This is a genomic window from Streptomyces sp. NPDC101151 (assembly GCF_044768335.1).
Classification (GTDB): domain Bacteria; phylum Actinomycetota; class Actinomycetes; order Streptomycetales; family Streptomycetaceae; genus Streptomyces.
The window spans coordinates 1-21484 of the sequence record NZ_JBIWPP010000068.1 but is presented as its reverse complement, the minus strand read 5'-3'; the positions used below and the strand labels follow the sequence as shown (position 1 = coordinate 21484).

The window sequence follows — 21484 nt, the reverse complement described above, 5'->3', positions numbered from 1 at the left end:
CTTCCCACGGCTTCGGCCGAGCCACCCCGCACCCCCAAATCATCGAGCTCGGAGTGATCCAACCACCTCGAAGATCATTTCGTTAGGGGTTCTTAATCGGGCGGCGGGCGGCTCACCCCCGCTCGCGCGGGGACCATTTCGGGGAACGGTCCTCGCTGTCCCGCAGCTGCGGCTCACCCCCGCTCGCGCGGGGACCATGCGTACCGCCACGCCTGTTTGCTGAAGTTGGTCGGCTCACCCGCGCTCGCGCGGGGACCATTTCTTCGGCAGAGAGCCGGTCTACATCCTCGGCGGCTCACCCCCGCTCGCGCGGGGACCATATCCAGAGCGCCACCGAAGACCACAGCATCCGCGGCTCACCCCCGCTCGAGCGGGGGTGAGCCGGAGGTGAGGACGTATCAGCTGGTACGGACTCCGAGTTCCCCGCGCGAGCGGGGGTGAGCCGAGATCGCCGACAAGCTCGCCTACGCCGTCGCCGAGTTCCCCGCGCGAGCGGGGGTGAGCCGCGAGCGCAGCGTTCCCGCCACGCGATCCGGTGGAGTTCCCCGCGCGAGCGGGGGTGAGCCGTCGACGACCACCGATGTGGGCGGCTCCGAGACGAGTTCCCCGCGCGAGCGGGGGTGAGCCGCGGTACGTCCGCCGGCTGCTTTCCGGGGTGGCGAGTTCCCCGCGCGAGCGGGGGTGAGCCGTCCTCAGCGCAGCGGCGGGCGCTGGCCTCGTCGAGTTCCCCGCGCGAGCGGGGGTGAGCCGACCGTCTGGCCCCCGCTGCAGTTCCACGAGCCGAGTTCCCCGCGCGAGCGGGGGTGAGCCGATGCCGGCCACGAAGAGGATGCCGATCATCCAGAGTTCCCCGCGCGAGCGGGGGTGAGCCGGACGCTTGGCACGCCCGCAGGCTGCAGGCTGAGAGTTCCCTGCGCGAGCGGGGGTGAGCCGCCCGCGCAGGTCGTGCGGCCCCTGTCGTTCGCGCCCATGCTCCCGGAGCGATCCTCGAGCACGTACAGGTGGCCGTCGTAGCCGCGCGCGGCGCCGATGATGCCGGTCTCGTCGCCGATCGCGGACTCTCCGCCGGCAGGGTCGACGACAACGATAACCCGTGCCATGTCGAGGCCGCCGAACTCGACGGTGGTGAGCCGATGGTCGGTGATCCAGGCTCGCTGCCACATGCCGCCCTCCGTCGGGCGCGGCTTTGCCGCGCTTGGCCGGCCTCGTCTACGCGCTCCCGGTCCTTGCACAGTCGTACGCCGAGCACCCCGACTGCCGCGAGGCATGGCGACCCTAGGAACCTACAAAGAGGCAGGCCGCCCTACGGGATTTGTGGCACCTGCCCCCCTGTGCCGTTGAGCAGGTCGTTGATGAGCTGTTCGGTCTCCAGCTCCAGGGAGCAGTCCAGGGAGTGGTTCACCTGTTGGACGCGGGTGATGGCGGTGTGCAGGCCAATGCGGTTTCCGGCTGCGTGCTCGATCCGGAGCCAGTCCCTGTAGAGCAGTTCTGCCGTGTCGTCTACCTCGAGCCCGGTGGCCACTGCTTGCCGGGCTGAGCTGAGGTCGTGGTGCGGGCCCGCGGGGGTGCGGTAGGTGGCGACCGTGTGCGCCACGTCGATGATCCGAGTGATCATCTCCTGCTGGTAGGGCTCGGCCCATGGCAGGGGTTTTCCCCCGAACGGCTTGCCCTTCACGAGGGTAAGTGCCCCCTCCAGGTCGGTTAGGCCGGCCGTTTTCAGGGGGAGGGCACGCTCGGCAAGGTGAAGGAAGCGGCTCCAGTCGCAACGCACACCTGGAGCGAGCCGGTAAGGGTCGTCGCCGGATCGGCGGCGTGGCACGTAGGGGTTGCCGGCGGGGTCATTGCCCAGGGAGCGGCGCAGGCCTTGGATGCGGGCATTGAGGGTGCTTGCCGACCAGGGGCTGATGGGGTCCATGTCTGCGCAGAGAGCGTCGGCGCTGCGTCCGGGTCGGAAGAACATCAGTGCTGCCAGCTGTGCCATTTTCGGGCCGTGGCCGGTGCTGTCGACGCCGGCTGCCTGGACCGGTCCCAGGACACGGATCTCAGGAGCGTGCAGGTCGTGCGCTTCGCAGTGTTCCGTTCTTGGCGCCTCAGTGACGTCGATGGCCTGGCAGACCGGGTCGACGTCACTGCTGTCGTCCAGGTCCGCGACCGCCGGAACCGCTTCGGCGACCGGTTCGGCGACCGGTTCGGCGCCGGGTACCTGCTCGGGAGTGTCTTCGTCGTTCTCGGGCGCTGTCTCGGTGGGGGGCAGCAGCCGCAGTCCAGCCGGATCCGTGGAGGCGGCGAGTAGCGCGGGGAAGACCTCCGCGGTCGGGTCTCCTTCGTCTGCCAGCCAGGGCAGCGGGGCAGAGTCGTTCGTGGCGGCCGGCTCCAGGGGTGCGGGCTGCTTGGGCTGTTGCGGGCTGTCGGGTTCGTCCGGGACCTCCTGCCAGGGTCCCTGGGCCGGGTGGGGTGGCTGCCCGGATACTTTCAAGGCGGTGGTGATCTGCAGGTATGCGGCGTGCTCCAAGCGCTGCACGGTGATCTCGGTGCCGGCGTAGTCGAGGTGTTGCGGGTCGCTGAGGGAAGCGTTGAGGATCTCGGCATCGGGGAAGTGCGTGGCGGCTGTACTTGCTGGTGCGATGAGGGTGACGGGGGTGCTGCCGGCCTTGTCGATGATGTCGGCGAACTCCCAAGCGGTGTCCGGGTCCAAAGAGGACGTGCACAGCAGCAGGTAGGGCTGATGACGGGTCTCGGGCACCTGGTGGGCTTCCAGTAGCCGTTCACTCAGGTCGCGCAGTGCGTGCGTGGCCTGTCGCATGTGCGCGATCCGGACGGTGGGCAGCAGTTGGGGCAAGTCCTCGCCGAAGCCGATAGCGACGACCTCGACGTCACCCGCCCAGGGGCTCATGCCGAGTTCCAGGGCGAGTGAGGTGCACACTTCGGTGATGTGGACGGGGTTGCCGTCCAGTAGCAGAGCGGGCAGTTGGGCGAGGTTGAGGAGCAGCAGGTCGCCGTCTTCGGTGCTGCCGATGGTGACCAGACCCGGGTACGGTGCCGGAACGTCGCGGGCGGCCTCCTGGTTTAGGAGGGTGGCGTCGGCGGGCAGCGTCCACCAGCCGCCTTGCCCTGCCATGAACGGCGGCTGCGGATCGTGAGTGAGGTCTTCGGGCAGCACCTGAAGGGTGCGTGCACCGATCCGTGCGGCACGCAGCTGTGGCAGGTCGGTGGCGGTGTCTTTCTGGGCGTATTGGTGGGCCAGGGTGCGCAGGGCCACGTCTAGGCGCACGGCGCCGTCGGGTTCGGCGGCTGCTGCCATTTGGGCCTCTGCCGGGGAGGTCTCCGATGCGATGGCGATCTTCTCGCCGGGCTTGCGGCGGCGGCGCTGCAGTGTTCTGCGCAGGGCGAGCGCGCCGGTGACGGCAGCGGCCAAGAGCGCGCCGGCGCCGAGTACGGTGCGCAGGCTCAGCGGGCTGCCGGCTGGAGCTGAGGCGGGGGTCTGGGGCGCTGTGGCAGCGGGGGAGGAGGGGGCAGAGGCGGATGGCTCTGCCGGCGCCGAAGGGGAGGTGGAAGGTGGGGCGCTGATGCTGGGCCGCGGCGTAGCCGATGGCGATGTGGAGGGCGTTTCCTGCTCCTGCCCGGGCTGGGAGGTGGGGCGGCCGGTCGGTGTGCTGGGGGCCGGCGACTTTGGTGCGGGAGCGGTGGTTCGGGTCGGCGCGGGCGGCTGCGCACCTCCTGCATGATGGCCGCCGGGTTGGTGCTCGTCGCCTGGCATCTGGGTGGGCAGGGGATTGGAGTGCTGGCCGCCCGTGTCGTCGCCCTGGTCACCTGGTGGTGGCGGGGTCTGCTGCTCGGGTTCGGCGCTGGGCACGGTGATCTGCTGTCCTGTGTAGATCACGTCCGGGTCGGAGATGGGGGGCAGGCCGTCCGGTTGCGGTTTGCCCTTGCTGGCCTCGAACAGCTTCGGCCATTCGTTGCCGTCGCCGAGCTCGTCCTTGGCGATCTTCGACAGGTAGTCGCCGGAGTGGACCGTAACGACGTGCTTGCCCTCTTCGGCAGCGGCTGGAGCAGCGTCTGCCAGCTGCGTACCGACGCCGCCCGCCGATGCGACGGTATCGGGCATCTGAAGCTGCCAGCCCGGCTGCAGAAAGCTGTTGGCCTTGAAGACCTGGCCGTCGACCATGGTGCGGCCCTCGTTGAGGGCGGCGATCTCACGCCATCGCTCGCCGTCACCCAACTCCCGCTCAGCGATGCTCCACAGACTTTCTGCGGGCCGCGTCTCTTGCACCGTGTAGGTGCGGGCCTTCGGAGTGCTCGCGCCAGACGACGAAGCTTGATCGGCTTCGCCGGTCTGCGGACCTTGGGTCTGGCCGGGGACGTGGCCCGCAGTGGAAGACGGTGCGGCGTGGGCGTCGGAGGCCAGGGCCGAGCTCGTGGGCAGGAGAACCAGGATGCTGCCGATCAGGAGGGCCGCGGCGCGCTGTGAAGCACCCAGCCCGCGCGGTGCATGCCAGGTACGGCCGTGCAGTTGCGCGATCAGCTCGCGCACGACGCAGAGGGTGAACTGGGCCCACCCGATCCATCCGATGGCGACGAGGAGCACCAGGAAGGCCGCCCCGGTGTCCTGGCGGTCCAGCAGATGCGCGAGGTCGTCGTGGGTGGAAGCCCAGATGACGGGTGTGACCCAGGCCAGCAGGAGCGGCAGTCCCGCGATGGCGGCGGCCAGGACGAGAAGGCTCAAGCCTGCCTTGAGGAGCCGGGCCACGGTGCGGCCGGCCGCTGCAGCGGGGGAGTGGGTGGTGCGCATCAGCTTCCTTCGTCGGGTGCGGTGACGCCGTGCAGGAGGGTGGCCTTGCCATGGCCGGTCACCGACAGCGAGCCGATCCCGATCACCGATAGGAACTTGGTGTCGTAGGTACCGGTGACGGTGACGGTGAGGGTCTTGCCGTCGCCGGACACGCTGACTGCGCCGGTGGCGCCGGCGGAGCGCAGGTAGGCCTGGGCGGCAGCCTGGGCGGCCTGCGGATCCACGACGATCTCCTTGCCGCTGATGGCGTCCGCGGGATCAACAGCCTGGCCGCCCGCGCGGGCGGCCTCGCCGGCGATGTAGTCGGCGCGTTCGGTGGCGCGCATCTTGCTGCCGCCGTCGACGGCGAGGCCGATGATGCCGATCAGTGCGACGACGCACACGGCGACGAACACGGTGACGCCTCCCCGGTCGTCACTGCGTGCTTTGCCTACCCAACGCGAGATCATCTCTCACCCCGCTGCCTGTACTGATCCACGACGGAGGTTGCCGTCGAGGTGAGGGTCTTGGCCCCTGGTACGCCCGGCAGGAGCAGATCCGACAGATTGACCGTGCACGTCACGGTCACCCTGACGGTCCCTACCTGGCCCACCGGCACATTCAGCCCTGCGGCGTTGACGCTGACGGACGTGGCGGCGCATGTGATGCCCTGGTCGTTGAGAGACTCGGCGGCCGCCGCCTGCGCAGCAGCCTGGGCGGCTGCCGCTGTACGGTGAATCGACGCCTCCCTCGCCGCATCCTCGGCAGCAGCGTCGATCTTCGAGGCGGACGTGACGATGCGTCCGCCGGCTATCGCCAGACAGACGAACATGATCAGCACGGGGAGCACGAGGGCAGCCTCGATTGCAACGCTGCCCTCATCGCTCCGCATGCGAGCCCAACGGCCCAGGTATCGCATCTGATTCACTCCCCCGGGACGGTCCAGCGCTCCACGGGCCCCGAAGCGGACTGGGTGACCTGCAGACCCGAAAGACCCGGGATCATCGACATGGCGCTGCCCGAAACCTGTACCCGCACCCGCTGCCCGTCGCTGCTCGCCAAGACGCTGTAGCCGCGCAGACTGTCACCGGCTGTCCGCTCCAGCACACTGTGTGCCTGGGCCGCACCGTCCCCGGGACGTGCCTGGTAGGCACGGGCAGCCGTGACACCCTCTCGCGCAGCGGTCAGGGCGATCTGCCGCGCGTAGTACCACATGGAGGCTTGAATGGCGGCGACCGTAACGAGCAGAACGAACGGGAAGACGATCGCCATCTGTAGGGACGTATCGCCGCGGTCGTCGTGCCATCGTCGCCCCCGCCACCAGTCCGTCACGCGCTGCGGAGGGGACATCACAGCCCGGACAGTTTGCTGTTGTACTTGGCGATCACGACCGCGATAGATCCGGCGATCAACAGGGCGCCCGTGACGGCGGCCACCCAGATGATGACGGTGGTGGTACTGATGTCGCCCCGGTCCGGCCGGCTCCTGACCTCCTTAAGGCTTTCCTCAATGCGGGTGGTCAGCCAGTGCACAGCACGGTAGGTGCGTAAGGCGGTGTACTTCATGACGTGTGCTCCTCGAATGAGTTCGGCGAGTGGGGGATGGTTCTAGACGGTGAGCATGCGGATCACCGCGGGGAACGCCATCAGCAGCATCACCAGCACGGCGAGCAGGGCGCCCGGCGCGGTCATCTTCTCGCTGGCAGCGTTCGCTTCCGCGGCCTGGCCGGCCAGCAGTTCGGCGTTGAGGGCGGCGGTGCGGGCCCGCAGTGCCTTGTAGACGGCGGCGCCGTCGGTTGCGGATCCCCGCATGATGTCGGCGACGTCCGTCAGGACGGGCAGGTCGTACTCGTCGGCGAGTTCGGTCAACGCTTGGTAGGGCGGGATCTTCTCCAGCCGGGCGCGGCGCAGGGCGCCCTGCAGGTAGAGGAAGGGCCAGCCGCGGCCGACCTCGGCGGCTTTCTCCAGCGCCTCGGCAGGGCCGGCGTCCGCGGCCCGCTTGAGCGCGACCAGGTCCAAGTAGGCGGACAGGGCGTGCGCGAACTCCTCCCGGGCCCGCTTGGCCTGGTCCCGCACGGCGAGATCAGGTGTGAGGAACAGCAGGATGGCGACCAGGAGACCGACGCCGGCGGGCACATAGAACGGCAGGGAGATACCAGCGATGAGCCACGGGATCGTCGCGATGGTCGGGCAGAGCAGGCCGAGACCGGCGAGCGCGGTCTTCTTCAGCATGAACTGGTCCGGTCCCTGGCCCAGTAGGGCCAGGTTCGTGGTAGGGATCCGCACGCCGGGCAGGCGCTCGAGGCGGGCCAGCAGCCAGCGGCCCCACCGCTCCTCGCGCTCCAGTTCCGGCTCGGGCCTGGTCAACGCGGCCGGGGCGCTGCGTGCGAGGGCCGGCCCCAGAGCGGGCTGCGGGTACAGCAGTTCACGCACGAGCAGGGCGAGGCCGGCGCCGACGGTGCCACCGGCCGCTACGACGGGCAGAAGGTTCATGGGCGTACTCCCTCCGGCTCGCGACCTGGTACGGGCAGGACCGGTTCTGGCGTGGGCGGGGGAAGCCGGACCGTGCTGGTGGCATCGGGAATGAGGAAGCGTGGGATGCGGCGGAAGGATCCCAGTTGCCGCATGAGGGCCAGCACCCCGATGAAGGCGGCTGTCAGGAGAGCGAGTACCAGCTGGCCCAGGAGCGTGGAGTAGGGCCTGGTATAGGACGGGACGAAGAACCCGGCCACGACCACGCCGACGGTGATGATCGTCATCCACCGCACCGTGGTCCGCGGCTTCGCGCGGTCGGCCTCGATCGAGCGCTTGCGGGCGACCTCGTCGCGGACCGTGCCCGACAGGTCCTCCAGCGCCTGCGCCAGGCCCGGTCCGCGGTCGCCCGCCGACAGGATGAGTGCGGCAACCACCTTGTCCGCGCTCACGTCGTCAAGTTCCTCAGCGAACGCGCGGAGTGCTTCCTCGGGCCGCCAGCCCAGGCGCAGCCGGTCGGAGAGGTTGATGATCTGCCCGGCGAGTTCCTCCGGTGCGCCTTGACGGCTGGTGACCATCGCCTGTTCCAGACCCATGCCCAGGCGCAGCAGGCCGGCCAGGCGCTGGGTCCACTCGCTCAGGGCTTCCAGCTGGCCGATGCGTTCCTGCGCGATCTGCGCCGGGGTGATCAGCCAGGGCACGCCGATGACGGCCGCGCCGAGCAGCGCGCCGCCCACGAAGTTCCCCGAGACCAGCCACACGGCCATGAAGACCACGACCGCCGCGACGATGAGAGTGCGCCGGCGCAGCCGGGCGTCCTCGCCCTGGTTGTTCCCGGCGCGCAGGGCCTGCCACCGCTGCCGCAACGGGGCCCTGCGCGGTGCCGTGGTGCCCACCACGCCGGCGATGACACCGATCAGCCCGCCGACGACGGCCATACCGCACATGAGCGCCCACAGCAGGATCATCGGCTCGCCCCCACCTTCAACGGCAGCGGCGCCTGCCATGCCCCGTACGGCTGCTGCAGCAGCGCGGAGTCGAACCCCACGCGCCGCAGGTCGTCGATGCAGCCCGGGTCCATCCGCGGTACCGCCCGCACCTCCCCGAACTCCGTTCCGGGGGAGAAGATCTCGTTGGTGGCGGGACGCCCGCTCTCGCCGATCCCGGTCAGCTCCAGGACGTGGGAGACGTAGCGGTGACGGCGGCCGCCGATCTGCGTCTCATCCGTCATGTCGACGTACACGATGAAGTCCAGGCCGTTGGCGGTCTGCCGGTAGGCGAGCTGCTCGGACAGGTTCCCCTGGGCGAGTGCATAGAGTTCGGCGACCCGGTCGAAGATGATGTCCGGCCTGCGGGCGTGGATCGTGCACAGGTTGCCGCCCGACCCGTTCGTCAACGCCTGCATCATGGCGACGACTTCGGGACCGCGGACCTCACCGACCACGATCCGCTCCAGCGACATCCGCAGCGCCGGGTGCATCAGGTCCAGGAGGGTGACCTCGCCGGCGCTGCGGCCCAGGGCGTCCCGCTCCCCGTTGGACTCGCGGCCCACCAGGGAGACGACCTGCCGGTGGTAGCCGTTGGCGTGACAGAAGAGCTCGTCCTCGGTCTGGATGGTGGCGAATCGGCACTGCGGGTCGAACTCCTTGAGCATCGCCCGCATCAGGGTGGTCTTCCCGGCCTTCTGCTTCCCCGCGATCATGATGTTCTTCTCGGCGCGCACGCACGCCCCGAGGAACTCCCGCAGGATCGGGTCGATCGTGCCCAGCCGGACGAGGTCGTCGAGATCGGCGTGGGAGACCCGGTGCCGGCGGATGACCGCATAGGTCATCGGCCCGAGACCGGTGATCGCCTGCAGACGGGAGCCATCCTGCAGAGACAGGGCCAGGGTGGGGTTCGCGGTGGAGATGGTCCGCTCGCTGTGCCCGGAACCTCTCGCTAACTCACGTAGCAGCTCCAGCAGTTCTTCTTCCGAGTCTGCGATCGGACCGACCATACGGCGTTCGCCGTCGCCGTAGTCGAGCCACACCTGGTCCGGGCCCTGGATGATGATGTCCTCGACCCGCTCGTCATCCAGGTACGGCTGGAGCCGCCCGGCCCGAAAGAGCAGGTCATACACAGCCCGCCGCAGGGATTCGTCTTCCTGCGGCGTCATCGCCTGGGCATCCGACCACAACGCCACCGCCTCATTGATCCAGTCCAGACAGCGCTGCTCCTCGCTGGCCCGGTCCACATCCGGCGTCAACTTCAGCAGCTCCTCGCGCTGCTTGGCAACCTGCGACGCGATATGCCGGGCCACCTTGTAATCGACGGTGATCTGCGGCGTGGTGGCGCCGACCGCGTGCGTACTCGAGGCAGCGCCAGCAGCTGTTCCGTTCGCCTGGCGGGGCCATGCCTGCTGGGGCTGGCCCGGCGGCGTAGCCACCGTCGGATCGGCGTGCAACGGCCTACCGCGCACGACCCACCTCCCCACCCGCAGCCAACGCGGCACGCGGATCGAGGCGGGCCCGCCGCACAGCAGCCCGCTGGACCAGCAGCGTGCCAGCGGTACGGGCAGCCTTCATCAGCGGCGACTTGATGAAGTGCCGGGGCTGCTCGGCGCCGTCGGACAGCACACGCGCGTCCTTCGGCATACAGGGGAAGGTCGCCACCACCGGCACCTGCAAAACCCGCTGCACTTCGCCCGCAGGGTAGGGCCCCTCGTCGATGACGATCAGCCCGACGTCACCGATGCGTTCCTCCAATGCGCTCACCCGCGTCTGCGCGGCCTGTAGGCAGCGCAGCGTGTTGCGCACCACCACGACCACCGTGTCGGCCTGCTCGGCCAGGACACCGGAAGGCCCGAACGCTCCCCGGCGGCCGAGGTCGACCAGGACGTCGTGACCGTGCTCGGCCTCGATACCGCGGAAGATCACGGCCAGGGCCTTCCACACCGACCCCAGGCTTGCAGCCTGCGCCGGGTCGGTGATGCCCGGCAGCAACAGCCGGTCGCGCGGCGGCTCCGGCTTGCCGTCCTCGCCGCTCAGGTCGATCAGCTGACGCCAGAAGGCGTCACCGAACTCACCCTTGCGAGCCGCCACCGAGAGATTGCGCAGCCCGTACCGGTCGCCGAGCGTGCCCTGCAGCAGCCCATGCAACACCGCCCCGCCATCCGGGTCGCACTCGGCCAGGACCATCCGCCGGCCCGGCTCCAATGGCCACGACAGGAGCAACGCGAGAGCGCTCGTGGTCACCCCCGGCGCGCCGCTGCACCCTGCCAGCGCGATCACAGCCATCAGTTGCCGTCCGGCGCAGCGAGTACCAGGCGCAGGGTGCCCGCCGACACCCACGCGGCGACCGTGGGGCCATCCTCGGCGGACGCGGCAACATCGACGACCACTATCCCTGAGCCGGGGGCAGCCCCGGACGCCTTCACGACCCGCCCCTCGATGGTCTGCGGCGAGGCATCGGACGTCTTACCCGACTCCGTCTCGCCCTGGGCCGGGACGTGGACCAACTCCACCCTCTGGCCCGGTACCAGCGCCGTAGCCGGAACCTGTTCGGGCTTGAGCCCGATCGGCACCAGCTGCTCGCCGGCCCTCACCAGGGAGTCCTTGGTCACCTGCGACGGCGCCAGGAGGGAACCGGGCTTGAGCTCCACAGCTGCCCGCTTCCCCACCATCGAGTCCAGATCGTCCGCGCGAACCGCATTGACGGCCGGGTCCAAAGCGATGGATGCCTTACCCAGGTCGTCGCTGGTGAGGACCTGCCCGACCTGCACGTTCCGGACCACCGTCACCACCTCCGTCCGGTGGCCCACCTGCAAAAGCAGCACCGCAACGCCCACGCCCCCGGCAGCGATCAGCGCCAGTGACAAGGCGATGACGCTTGGACGGCGCCTGCGCGCCGAGACCCGTGGAGGCGCCACCGGCCCGGTTGCCTGCACCGGAGTGTGCATGCCTGACGCAGCAGTTGGACCCGTGCGCTGTGTCGTCCTACTCATCGCTCCTCCTTTCGGCGACTTCACCTGACGACCTGCAGCTCGCCAATCGCTACCTGTTGCTGGGACCGCCTGACCTCAGTGAACTGTCCCGTTTCTCCGCCGCCGTTCACCTGCCAGTCCACCGTCCATGTGGCGGTCGCAATCACGGTGTACTTCCCGCCGTGCCCGGATGGCGAGGTGCGCTTGTACGTGTGACCACACGTCGGCGAATCTTGCTTGCCGTACGCGGCCGCATACTTGGTGCCCGGGCCCTGACAGGTCACGGCGCTGCCGTCGCCCATCACCCAGTCGATCTTCGTGACCTTGGCGGTCGCCGTGACGGTCACGCCCGCGAGCGAAGCCGAAGCCTTGTTCGGACCGTAGGTTGTAGGGCCCTCGTTGACCCACATCCACATCGGCATACCGACCAGGTACCGGCCAGTCGGCGTGGGGTTCGCGATGTCCGGACCAGCCAGAAGCATCCTGTCGACGGCTTCCTGTGCGAGTTGCTCCGGGTCCACATTAACGGCCGGTGCCTCCGCGGCCCAGAAGACGTCAGGGAGCGTGTCCGCTCCTGCTGCGTGGCCGAGAGCGTCGCTGAGGCAGACTCGGGCGTAGATCGCCCCATCTGCGGACTTGTGCCCCTTCCAGACCGGGTCGCTTGCCGGAGGCTGCGGGTCCAGACGTTCCACCACGCACGTCTGCAAGCGGGGCTTGGAATCCGTGTTTTCGCGCTTGCCTGACAGCTTCTGCGTCTTACCGTGGCCCGATGGTCTACCTGGCTCCTGTCGACAGACCGTGACCCACGAACTCTCCCCTTCGCAGTGACCGCCGACGACCGGACCGTCATCGGCTAAGGCCAATGGAGCGACCAGGACGCACAGCGTACTCAGCAGCAGTGTCGAGGCCGTTGCTGCACGCGTCAGCATGTTCGAGTCCCGTCAGGCTCAGCGTCGGTGATCATCCACTGCTTGCCCCACTTCTCCGCGGACACAGCCGTGACGTACCGCAAAGGCTGATTCGACGGGAAGGGCTTGACCTGTCCCGTTTCCCGCTTCACCGTCTTCCAGGTCGAGATGTCGAGGCAATCTCGGAGGCTGGCCTTACGGATCTTTCCAGTGAACGTCAGCGATGTGACTTCAACCTTGTGACCCGGGTTGCCTGTGGTGGCCGTGCCCGCCTTTCGCATCACCAGCAGGTCGCCCATCGCACGCGTCAGCGCCTTCTTCGTGGCGTATTTCTTGAGATCAGTACCCTTGATGTCAGCCTGGGCGTACGCCTTGACCTGCTCATCCCAATAGGCGTCGTAGGCCTGCAGGATGGCCTTCTTCTCCGCGGCTTTAGGATCCGCCGACGCGGGTTGCGTTGTTGCCGGAACAGCGCTGGTGGTCTGATTCTCCTTGGCCTTGTCCTGTGATGAGCTGTCACTGCCGCCACATCCGGGCAGCGTGGCCAGCACGCTCAAGCCGAGCAGGGCAGTTGCGTACCTGCGGATGCGAACAGGGACGGGCCCGGTTCGGAGTCGTGATGCTCGTGTCACCTTGTCTCCCCGTATGGCGCGGTTCGCGATGGTCGTTGTGCTGGCTGCCTGGAGGAGGCAACCCACTCTCAGTGGCCGGAGCAAGCTGTGGTGATGCGTTGGCGTAGCCGCAAGATTACGCAAGTGTCAGTCAACTTCCCAGAGGAATCTTCGAGTTGACGCGTGCAACTCGGGGCGTAGCTGGTCACTTTCGAAACCGGGTGTCGATTTGTAGTGCTGTGTCTTCGCTTGTTTCACCTGCAATCGATCCGGGTGGGGCCCACGACTTCAACTGGGTGCACTCGTTCACGGAAACAAGAAACCGACCAGTTGGTTCCTTTGGTGACGAGGGTCAGTCGTGGGTGGTGTCAGATGTCTCGCGTCGGGCAGTAGGTACTTACGTGTCGCGCAGCGGAGCAGGGCCAGGCACGACGGCAGCGACCCTCCGGGCGGTCTTGCCTTGAGTGGAGGAGCCCAGTGCTCTGGTGCCCGGGTCGGGTATGTGCGCGTCTCCACGAAAGGGCAGTTGCTTGATCGGTAGATCGCAGCGTTGGAGACAGCCGCCTGCGTGCGGGCTTTCACCGCCAAGAAGTTGGGCAAGAACGCGGAGCGGCAGGAGCTGTGGAAGTGCCTCGGCTACCTCCGCCCCGGCGACACCCTGGTGGTGCCCTCCCTTGACCGGTTGGGCCGCCGGATCCAAGACCTGATCTCCACCACCGTCTCTGGCCTGCGCAAGCGCAGCATCAGCTTCCAGCCGCTCCATGAGGCGTTGGACACGACGACCCCGGGCGGCTGTCTGGGGTTCCATGTGTCCGCACCTCGCGGAGTGACCTCGTGCTCGTTGCGGGTGGTGTCGCGGCCGCAGGAGACGAAGGGCGCCATCAGTCGCGAGACCGGGCCGGAGACGCGGCATCGGTCTGACCTGACCGTGGGCGACGGCACGGCGCCCCACCCCGTAGGCTCGCGCAACGTGATTGACACCGTTGTGCTCGACGTCGGCGAGACCATCACCCGAGATGACCGGTACTGGGCGTCCTGGGCTGACTGGCTTGGCGTCCCCCGCCACACTCTGTCCGCACTCGTCGGCTCCGTCGTGGCTCAGGGCCTGGACAACGCCGAGGCGCTGAGGCTCATCCGCCCCGGCATCGATGTTGCCGCAGAGTACAGCGCGCGTGAGGCGGCAGGTCGTGGCGAGGTCCTCGGCGAGGAAGACCTCTACGACGACGTACGCCCGACGCTCACCGCGCTCCGGAAGATGGGAGTGCGCGTAGTCATCGCCGGCAACCAGACGGTCAAGGCTGGCCAGCTTCTACGTGCCCTGCATCTTCCGGCCGACCTAATTGCCACCTCGGAAGAGTGGGGTGTCGCAAAGCCGCGGTGCGGGTTCTTCGAGCGGGTCCTGGAGGTGGCCGAGGCGCCTGCCGAGCGGACTCTTTACGTCGGCGATCACCCTGCGAACGACGTCGTTCCCGCGAAGGCGGCCGGGCTGATGGTGGCGCATCTGCGGCGCGGTCCGTGGGGCTACCTGCGGGCGGCCGATCCAGATGTTGCGGGAGTGGCCGACTGGCACATCGACAGCCTCGCCGAACTGGTGGGCATCGCCGGGAGCTGAAGAGGAGACGGCCCCGCCAAGGATGGTGGGGCCGTTCCCGTACACGCAGCGCTTCAAGGTCTCCGTCGCCGTAAGCCTGGGCCAGGACCACGTTTCCAGAGCCCTCGACGTCGCTCACGAATGGAAGCCTCCGGCCAAACTGCCAGCTGAGCGCCGCAGCGGCTTCTAATCCCCAGAGGAGGGCCACCATCGTGCGTTAGCAGATTTCGGACGTCAGACTGCGCGGAAGCCGACCTCGCCTGAGCGAACCAGTCCGACGAACGAAGACCAGCCGACCGGACTGAACTGTAGGGCCGGGCCGCTCGGGTCCTTGGAGTCGCGAACGCCGACCACACCGCGGGTAGCGATCACATCGGCGATCTCGACGCAGCTATTCCCTGAGCCGCCGCTGTACGACGACTTGTACCAGGCATCTTCGGGTGCCAGCTCACGGGCTGGGATGTGAGTGTCGATGGCTCTACAACTCTCGTGCTAGTCGTTGCATGAATTCGGGTGTTTCCTCGGAAGGGAGCGCCGAGGCGATCATCTGGTTGAACCTACGGGTGAACCGAGCCACCTCCTTGGGCTTGTCCGAAGTCGAGACCGCACCCCAAGCGTTGTCCACCTGCACCATCGGGGGCAGTCCGTCACCCAGGTCGAGGATGGCCAAGTCGCTGCTCGCGCGATACCCCCGACCGCTGATGGGTAGCACCTGGATTTTGACATGGTCGAGTTTCGACAGCCTCGTGATTTCCTCGTACTGATCACGCATGACGTCGGGACCGCCGATCATGTACCTCAGGCCCGCTTCGCCGAGAATCGCCCACAGCTTCACCGGGTCCGGGTCGCGCTCCAGGACGCGCTGTTTGCGCTCCATGCGAAGCGCCACGTTCACGCGGTTGAACTCGCTGGTGGTCTCCTCGATCGGCTTCTCGATCTCGTAGATCGCCTCCGCGTACCCCTCGGTCTGGAGGAGCCCGTGAACCACCTGAGGGTGGTAGACCCGGATCTCCTGAGCCTCGGCCTCGATCCCCACGAATCCCTTCATGGTCGGCAACATCTGACCCCGGTAGCGCGTCACCCAGTCCTGGCTCGTCGCGTCGCGGTTGAGCTCGACGAGGGAGTCGATGGTTTCCTCATCGTCCACCCCGTACTTGGCCAGTAGTTTCCGCAGGTCGCCAACGTTGCGGAAGTTGAGGCCACCAGTCTCGATGCGTTGGAGAGCGGCCTCGGAGAGCTTGGTGCCTTGCACCGCCACCTTGCGGGTCATCGGCTTGCCGTGGATCAAGATGCTCTCTCGGATGCCCCGCAGCCTCAGGCCCAGTTCGAGGCGCCTTCCCGTCGCCCCCCGCTTCGCTGCCACCTGTGCGCCCTCCCTGTGTCCGTGTGCCGACCTTGAGGTGCCGTGTGCAGAGTGTTGCACCTCGTGTTCTGGACTGACAGCCCCTTGTGCAGGTTCGTGCATAGTCCAATCTCATCTGCCTTGAATTTTCAGAGCAGATGCGGTTGCAGATGAACCCGCCTAGAAGCCACGGTAGTTGAGCCAGCATGAATGCGGGCAGCGAAGACGCGAATCCGATCTACAGGCTAGGTGGGGTTCAGGCTGCGCTGCCCCTCTGAGCTGCGGAGGAGTGAGCCATGTCTGTCACTGCACTAGGCCCGGAGATCCTTGAGGAGCTGCGCACTGGGTGCCCGACGGACGCCATACCCGCCATCCTCGACGACCTTGCTTTGACCATCGAACGCGAGTCCGCGCCAGAAGGCGGTGAGATGCCGAGCTCCACCGCGGTCTGGGTGGGGCGGCTCCGCCGGATTGGCAGGGCCAAGCTGAACGCTTGGGGCTATTCGGCCTTGGTCGATGACGCACAGCTACTGATCAGTGAACTCGTCACGAACGGATTCAGGCACGGCACCGAGCGCGAGATCGTCTTCCGCCTGGTGATCGGAAGAGAGGTACTGGTGCTGGAAGTAGACGACGGCTCGCCTGAGCGTGCCCAGTTCCGTGACGCCGACCTGGGCGCTCTCAACGGTCGCGGCCTGTTCATCGTCGCTGCCCTCGCGCGGTCCTGGGGCGTGAGCTCGGACGGAACGAGGACCTGGTGCACCCTCCAGTTGCCGAAGGGCGGGAACGGCCAATGACCAGCACGACGCTCGCCCCCGTGGCGGACGCCTCGCAAGCCGGCCAGGGCGCCAACTCGGCCTACCGTACCGACGACCGGGTCAAGGCGCGAGTGCTCGCCGGAGTGAGAGAGCGATTCCTGCTGGAGTCGCCAGATGTTCCCATCATTGACGCCCTATTCGAGGACCTGGAGTCCATCCTCGGACAGGACGCCGACTTAGAGGCGGCTCGGGTCTCGGAACTGACACCACGTCTGCACGCGGTATTCCGGCGCGTCATGTACGTAGCCCGGCAGCACCCCCATAGCGGAATTCGCCCCGCAACGGTCGAGGCATACCGCAGCCTGCTAGTGGAGCGGTTCCCCCCTGTTTTCCTTCCGGCTCTCGCGCATCTTCGCCGCCTTGCGATGGCCGTCTCAGATCTGCTCGACGAGCTGCTGGAGGACATGCCGTGAGCCGAGTAGCCGCTGAGCAACATGACCGTGCGTCCTCGCCGCTGACCATCGAACTATTGCCCGCGCTCGACGCCTACGACTACGAATTCGTGGCGTCCCGGCTCCACGACGCGGACCTCTTACTCGGAAGCGTGGCCGTCCGCATCTTTCGGGCCCCGCTCCTGGCAGTCCCCGTGGGTGGGTGCCGACGCGGAGTACGCATCGAGGTGGGATCAGCGACGGTCGCCCGGGCGTTGAGGACCGCGCTCCTCGGGCGGTCGGGGTTCCCCCTGCTCCGGGTCGGCTTGTCTGGCTCGGTGTACGGCGAGAGGTGGCTCGTGGAGTGGGGAGAGCAAGCCCCGGACTGTCCTGTCGGCGCCCCCGAACACCTTCGCTTCTTCGGGTACTGCGTCGCCTCCAAGCCTGCTTGCGATGCCCATTCAGCCGCCGCCAGCGGCTCTGATCTCCCTCTCCGCCAGCGCGTACTGGACCCCCGAGACGAGCTGGTGGAGAGGGGCTGTCGATGAGGAGTCCCATGTGCCAGCACCAACCGCCATGTCCGACAGCGGACGCCACGGATCGTGAAGCCGCCCGTGCCGCAGCCCACCACCCAGCCCAGGGCTGGACACTGCTCTGCAATGGCGTCCTTCTCATCGAGGACACTGGTGAGTTGCTGCCGAACGGCCAGATCATCGCGCCGCAACGGACGCTCACGACTGGGATGGGGGCCGCGGCATGACCACCCTTTCCGTTCCGTGGTCCGCCGTCGTTCCGTACGTCACTGCCCGGCGTGGCGAGGACCCGGAGTTCGCCGCGATGCTGGGCCGTCGCCCTGGCGGAGGAGGGCTCTGTTACTTGGACGAAGGCCCCAGGGACCGGGACGATCAAGGGGTCCTTTGGGCGCGGTGCTCCCAGACTCGCGAAGACGGCTGGCCCGTCGGCCCTCCGCGATGGGGGGACGTACATCCGTCCCGGCAGCGCGAGACGATGGGTGGACTCCGGTGCCAGGTGTGCGTTGTCCAGCCGGCCAGCCGTACCGCCAGCGGTTACCTGTTCCGGGCACCGAGGCCGGATGATTCCGCGGGGCCTGGTTTGCTGGAGGGTTCCCGTACCTGGCAGCCCCCTCTATGTCTTGAATGCGCTGCGCTTGCGGTCAAGCAGTGTGGTCACCTGACGAGGGCCGGAGCCGTGGCGCTTCGGGTGCGCGTGCCCCACCTGTACGGGGTAATCGGCACTCTCTACACCACCGGCCACGGCATGAGACCCGTTCCCGTGAGGGTCAGCGACGAGGCCAGGGATAGGCCCATGTCCTACAAGGAGCATCTGCTCAGGCCCTGGTTCCTGGCGTCTCAACTCGTGCGCGAGCTACGCGGTGTCACCGTCGTCGATCTCGAACAAGAGGTCGCGACGACCCCCGAATAGACGGTCGCCCCGGTGGACCGGTTGCTTGGAGCCCGGTTCATCGGGACGGCGCAAGAACGCCGATTCGAGGGCACGCGGCCCCGCACGTTCCACGCGCGGGGCATGGCCCCTCGGGCGGTGGCCGGTAAGCACCTCTGCGGCGTAGCTGTCCTCATACGCTCATGCAGGTGTCCGGCAGCACAACGATCCGCAAATCAGCTTCGAGAAAGGGGAGTTGTAATGGGCCCTCAGATTACGCACGCCACGCAGATGCAGCCGCAGGGCGCGTTTAGCACGGACGGCTTCGACCTGGACGTCACGCTCGTCGAGGTCTCCGACCCCGCGGGCCTGGTCAGCCTGACGGACGACGGCTGCGGCTCGACCTGCGGCGCGTGCACCACCAACGTGGCCTGACTGTAGGCACACGTTCGCTCCAGGCCGGTGCCTTTGCCTGTCAGGTGAAGGCACCGGTCGCCCCCCTGGACGACGGAGGTCGTGATGGCATCAAGCACCGCGTACCAAGCAGGGCAGACCGCTCTCTTTCGCGCGGTCGCTTGGCCGAGTCTTCCGGTCGGTCCGTGCCCTGACCTTGGGGGTTCGACGCCTGCAAGTACGACGGCTCAGCTCACTTGGTTGCGGGAAGTCTGGTCTCATCAGGACGTCGCCGAAACTCTGGAGCACGCCAGTCCTGCTCTCGCTTCCCAGGTACGGGCACTGTCTTCATCTGGCCGCCCATCGAAACGGGATGTGTGCCGAGCGGCCACGGCCGTGAGCCGCTACCTGTTGCGTGCCGAACATCGGGCGACGCCGTACGGCCTCTTCGCCGGCGTGACAGTTGCCCATCTCGGCTCGCGAGCGGGCGCGTTATGGGGCTCTGATCACGTAGTCGTGAGTCGGGCGAGCGCAGAGTGGTTGGCGGCTGTCGTCGAGCGGCTGGAGTCGTGCCCAGAACTGATGGATCGCCTTCTGGTGACTTGCAACAACACTGCCACCGAGCGTGGCGGTCGCCTCGTCCTTCCGTACCAGTCCGACTCTCGGCAACGTGCTGTCGAGGCATCCCTTGCCCTAACGCAACCGGTGCGGACGGTTCTGGATGCAAGCCGACAGCCGGTGCGTGCCGGTGTCCTCGCCGACAAGCTCGCCTCAGACTTCCCGTCGGCCGGAGCCGAGAAGGCACGACGGCTGGTACGGGATCTGGTTCGGCACCAAGTGCTGATCACGAGCTTGCGTGCACCGAGTACCGTCACCGATGCCCTGGAGTATCTCCTCGGCCAGCTTGTTGCTGTCGAAGCTGCCACTGTGGCTTCCGTCTCCGATCTGGTGAGCGCACTGCATACTGTGCAGGCCGACCTCCGCGGTTGCCGCGTTCGTAGCGCCCGGACCCGTGCCGCCTCGCACATGAGGGCTCTGGTGCCGGAGCTGCGCCGCCACCCGCTGGCCATCGACCTTCGCCTCGATGCGCGGATCGACCTGCCCGAGGACGTCGCTCGCGAGGTCCAGCGTGCGGCCAGTGTTCTGACCCGAGTCAGCCCGTTCCCATACGGGACTGCGGCCTGGAAGGCGTACCAGCGTCGGTTCTATGAGCGGTATGGCATCGGCACGTTGGTGCCGCTCCGCGAAGTTGTCGCGGACAGTGGCACGGGATTCCCCGACGGGTATCCGGGCACGGCAGCCGACGATCGCAGGCGCCGACTCTCCGCACGAGACGACACGTTGATGCACCTTGCTCAGGCTGCTGTACTCGACGACTGCGAGGAGGTGGTCCTGACTGAGGACCTGATCGCGGCCATGGACATCGGGCCGGAGCATCCGCGAGTGCCCCCGCACATCGAGGTGGGTGTCCGAGTGCACGCTGCCAGCGCGGAGGATCTTCAGCGCGGGCACTTCCGCCTGGAGGTCATGAATGTCTCCCGAGGCGCCGGCGTCACCACAGGAAGGTTCCTCAGCGTGCTGGCCGCCGAGGACCGCGAGCTGCTTGCCGCCGAGCTTGCCGACCTGCCGGCGGCGGACGCCGGCACCATTGCTGCCCAGCTGTCATTCCCGCCGCTGCGCTCTATCAGTGCCCATGTCACACGTACCCCGCAGGTGCTGCCCACCGTGATCGGTGTGCAGGAGCATCGTTGCGAGGCAGGTGCGGACGTGCTCACACCTGAAGACCTGGCGGTGGCCTGCGACGGCCGCCGCATGTACCTGGCCGCGCCCGAACGGGGCTACCGCGTAGAGGCCGTGGGTATGCACGCCCTGAACCTTCGGGAGCACACCCCGCCCCTGGTCCGCTTCCTGACCGAACTGCCTCGGGCCCAATGCGCGCAGGTCACATTGTTCGACTGGGGAGCCGCGAACGCGATGCCGTTCCTGCCTCGGGTGCGGTATGGACGCACGGTACTCTCCCCAGCGCAGTGGCGACTGGACGCGGTCGAGCTGCCCGGACCCTCCCGGCCGCAGCACGAGTGGGAGGAAGCTCTCGATCAGTGGCGGAGCCGACGGCGGGCACCCGGCCGCCTTTGCCTTGCTGAGGGGGACAGGCGCCTACTCCTCGATCTTGATCAGACCGGGCATCGCGTGCTGTTGCGGCAGCATCTGAACCGGGCGCGTTCCGCTGTCCTTGTTGAAGCTCCGGACGGTGCCGCCTACGGGTGGTGCGGTGGACGAGCACACGAGGTGATCGTGCCGCTCAAGGCGACTCGGCCCCCAGCTTGGCCACCCTTGCCAACTCCTACGGCGTCTCGTATCTTCTCGCGGACGCAGATCCAAACGGCCGGTACCGCATCATTGCTGCTGGCCACTCTCTACGGCGATCTGCGCCGTCAAGATGTCCTGCTCGGTCAGCATCTTCCAAGGCTGCTGGACCGGCTGGGTGCCCCACCGTGGTGGTTCATCCGTTTCCGCGATCCTGAGCATCACCTCAGGGTGCGCATTGCTCTGCCGGACCCCGCTGCCTTCGGTGAAACTGCGCGGGCAGTCAGCGTTTGGGCTGACGAACTCCGTTCTGCGGGACTCCTGTCCGACATCCGCTATCCCACCTCCTACCGTGAGATGGGGCGTTGGGGCGCCAGCGTGGCCTGGGACGCCGCCGAGTCGGTGTTCCGCGAGGACTCCCGCACGATCGTGAAGCAGCTCGCCGTGTGTGCGCGGTCACGGTTTTCCCCACCCCCGGGTGGTTTGAGTCTCATGTAATGACGCATCCCGATTTCACCGAATTCCCCATGGGGATGACGAAG

At 67.7% G+C, this 21484-nt stretch carries 22 protein-coding genes, 2 pseudogenes and 1 CRISPR repeat array; of the genes and pseudogenes, 10 read left to right on the top strand and 14 right to left on the bottom strand.

Going from position 1 to position 21484, the window contains the following annotated elements; all coding sequences use genetic code 11:
• Positions 1–116 precede the first annotated feature (116 nt).
• A CRISPR array of direct repeats spans positions 117–933; the repeat unit is 29 nt; unit sequence GAGTTCCCCGCGCGAGCGGGGGTGAGCCG.
• A 253-nt stretch (positions 934–1186) separates the two neighbouring features.
• Positions 1187–1279, top strand: coding sequence for a DUF6221 family protein (locus ACIRU3_RS45700; protein ID WP_404070083.1), 93 nt, complete (start codon positions 1187–1189; stop codon positions 1277–1279).
• Between the two features lie 24 nt (positions 1280–1303).
• Here the strand turns inward: ACIRU3_RS45700 and ACIRU3_RS45695 are convergent, their stop codons facing one another.
• The 12 genes from ACIRU3_RS45695 to ACIRU3_RS45640 form a co-directional block, all read right to left on the bottom strand.
• Complete coding sequence (locus tag ACIRU3_RS45695; protein ID WP_404070081.1) at positions 1304–4789, bottom strand: hypothetical protein; 3486 nt, start codon at positions 4787–4789, stop codon at positions 1304–1306.
• Positions 4789–5238, bottom strand: a complete 450-nt coding sequence (locus ACIRU3_RS45690) for a pilus assembly protein TadG-related protein (protein WP_404070079.1) — start codon at positions 5236–5238, stop codon at positions 4789–4791. Before ACIRU3_RS45690 ends, ACIRU3_RS45695 begins: the two co-directional genes overlap by 1 nt.
• Positions 5235–5687, bottom strand: a complete 453-nt coding sequence (locus tag ACIRU3_RS45685; RefSeq protein ID WP_404070077.1) for a TadE family protein — start codon at positions 5685–5687, stop codon at positions 5235–5237. Before ACIRU3_RS45685 ends, ACIRU3_RS45690 begins: the two co-directional genes overlap by 4 nt.
• Before the next feature lie 5 nt (positions 5688–5692).
• Positions 5693–6040 carry a TadE family protein gene (locus ACIRU3_RS45680; protein WP_404070075.1) on the bottom strand — a complete coding sequence of 116 codons (348 nt, stop codon included), beginning with the start codon at positions 6038–6040 and terminating at the stop codon, positions 5693–5695.
• A gap of 77 nt (positions 6041–6117) precedes the next feature.
• On the bottom strand, positions 6118–6333 hold the full coding sequence (locus tag ACIRU3_RS45675; RefSeq protein ID WP_404070073.1) for a hypothetical protein: 216 nt from the start codon (positions 6331–6333) through the stop codon (positions 6118–6120).
• Positions 6334–6375: 42 nt separating this feature from the next.
• Positions 6376–7260, bottom strand: a complete 885-nt coding sequence (locus ACIRU3_RS45670; RefSeq protein WP_404070071.1) for a type II secretion system F family protein — start codon at positions 7258–7260, stop codon at positions 6376–6378.
• Positions 7257–8207, bottom strand: coding sequence for a type II secretion system F family protein (locus tag ACIRU3_RS45665; RefSeq protein ID WP_404070069.1), 951 nt, complete (start codon positions 8205–8207; stop codon positions 7257–7259). The genes ACIRU3_RS45670 and ACIRU3_RS45665 overlap by 4 nt, the downstream gene beginning before the upstream one ends.
• Positions 8204–9697: a CpaF family protein gene (locus ACIRU3_RS45660; protein ID WP_404070067.1), complete on the bottom strand. Its 1494-nt coding sequence runs from the start codon at positions 9695–9697 to the stop codon at positions 8204–8206. Before ACIRU3_RS45660 ends, ACIRU3_RS45665 begins: the two co-directional genes overlap by 4 nt.
• A complete protein-coding gene (locus tag ACIRU3_RS45655) occupies positions 9687–10514 on the bottom strand; it encodes a hypothetical protein (protein ID WP_404070065.1) in 828 nt (275 codons plus the stop codon). The genes ACIRU3_RS45660 and ACIRU3_RS45655 overlap by 11 nt, the downstream gene beginning before the upstream one ends.
• On the bottom strand, positions 10514–11176 hold the full coding sequence (locus tag ACIRU3_RS45650; RefSeq protein ID WP_404070091.1) for an SAF domain-containing protein: 663 nt from the start codon (positions 11174–11176) through the stop codon (positions 10514–10516). The genes ACIRU3_RS45655 and ACIRU3_RS45650 overlap by 1 nt, the downstream gene beginning before the upstream one ends.
• Positions 11177–11241: 65 nt before the next feature.
• A complete protein-coding gene (locus ACIRU3_RS45645) occupies positions 11242–12129 on the bottom strand; it encodes an ATP/GTP-binding protein (RefSeq protein ID WP_404070063.1) in 888 nt (295 codons plus the stop codon).
• Positions 12123–12665, bottom strand: a complete 543-nt coding sequence (locus tag ACIRU3_RS45640; RefSeq protein WP_404070061.1) for a hypothetical protein — start codon at positions 12663–12665, stop codon at positions 12123–12125. Before ACIRU3_RS45640 ends, ACIRU3_RS45645 begins: the two co-directional genes overlap by 7 nt.
• A 604-nt stretch (positions 12666–13269) precedes the next feature.
• Between ACIRU3_RS45640 and ACIRU3_RS45635 the strand changes: the two are divergent.
• The 3 genes and pseudogenes from ACIRU3_RS45635 to ACIRU3_RS45625 all read left to right on the top strand — a co-directional run.
• Positions 13270–13515: pseudogene (locus tag ACIRU3_RS45635) on the top strand (recombinase family protein); the annotation flags it as partial.
• A gap of 174 nt (positions 13516–13689) precedes the next feature.
• Entirely contained in the window at positions 13690–14331 is a 642-nt protein-coding gene (locus tag ACIRU3_RS45630) for an HAD family hydrolase (protein ID WP_404070089.1), read from the top strand.
• 55 nt (positions 14332–14386) lie between these two features.
• Positions 14387–14497: pseudogene (locus ACIRU3_RS45625) on the top strand (transcriptional regulator); the annotation flags it as partial.
• Between the two features lie 47 nt (positions 14498–14544).
• Here ACIRU3_RS45625 and ACIRU3_RS45620 read toward each other — a convergent pair.
• Together ACIRU3_RS45620 and ACIRU3_RS45615 are read right to left on the bottom strand one after the other, a co-directional pair.
• Positions 14545–14757: a DUF397 domain-containing protein gene (locus ACIRU3_RS45620; protein ID WP_404070087.1), complete on the bottom strand. Its 213-nt coding sequence runs from the start codon at positions 14755–14757 to the stop codon at positions 14545–14547.
• Between the two features lie 31 nt (positions 14758–14788).
• Positions 14789–15673, bottom strand: a complete 885-nt coding sequence (locus tag ACIRU3_RS45615; RefSeq protein ID WP_404070059.1) for a DUF5753 domain-containing protein — start codon at positions 15671–15673, stop codon at positions 14789–14791.
• 275 nt (positions 15674–15948) lie between these two features.
• Here ACIRU3_RS45615 and ACIRU3_RS45610 point away from each other — a divergent pair, with 275 nt between their 5' ends.
• From ACIRU3_RS45610 to ACIRU3_RS45585, 6 genes are all read left to right on the top strand, one after another.
• The gene (locus tag ACIRU3_RS45610) at positions 15949–16449 is read left to right on the top strand and encodes an ATP-binding protein (RefSeq protein ID WP_404070058.1); all 501 of its coding nucleotides are present in this window, start codon (positions 15949–15951) and stop codon (positions 16447–16449) included.
• Complete coding sequence (locus ACIRU3_RS45605; protein ID WP_404070056.1) at positions 16446–16883, top strand: DUF6415 family natural product biosynthesis protein; 438 nt, start codon at positions 16446–16448, stop codon at positions 16881–16883. The genes ACIRU3_RS45610 and ACIRU3_RS45605 overlap by 4 nt, the downstream gene beginning before the upstream one ends.
• 56 nt (positions 16884–16939) lie before the next feature.
• Positions 16940–17389, top strand: coding sequence for a DUF6302 family protein (locus tag ACIRU3_RS45600; RefSeq protein WP_404070054.1), 450 nt, complete (start codon positions 16940–16942; stop codon positions 17387–17389).
• An 8-nt stretch (positions 17390–17397) separates the two neighbouring features.
• Positions 17398–17601, top strand: a complete 204-nt coding sequence (locus tag ACIRU3_RS45595) for a DUF5999 family protein (protein ID WP_404070052.1) — start codon at positions 17398–17400, stop codon at positions 17599–17601.
• 932 nt (positions 17602–18533) lie between these two features.
• Complete coding sequence (locus tag ACIRU3_RS45590; protein WP_404070085.1) at positions 18534–18677, top strand: FxLD family lanthipeptide; 144 nt, start codon at positions 18534–18536, stop codon at positions 18675–18677.
• An 84-nt stretch (positions 18678–18761) separates the two neighbouring features.
• Positions 18762–21440: a lantibiotic dehydratase gene (locus ACIRU3_RS45585; protein ID WP_404070050.1), complete on the top strand. Its 2679-nt coding sequence runs from the start codon at positions 18762–18764 to the stop codon at positions 21438–21440.
• The last annotated feature ends 44 nt before the right edge of the window (positions 21441–21484 follow it).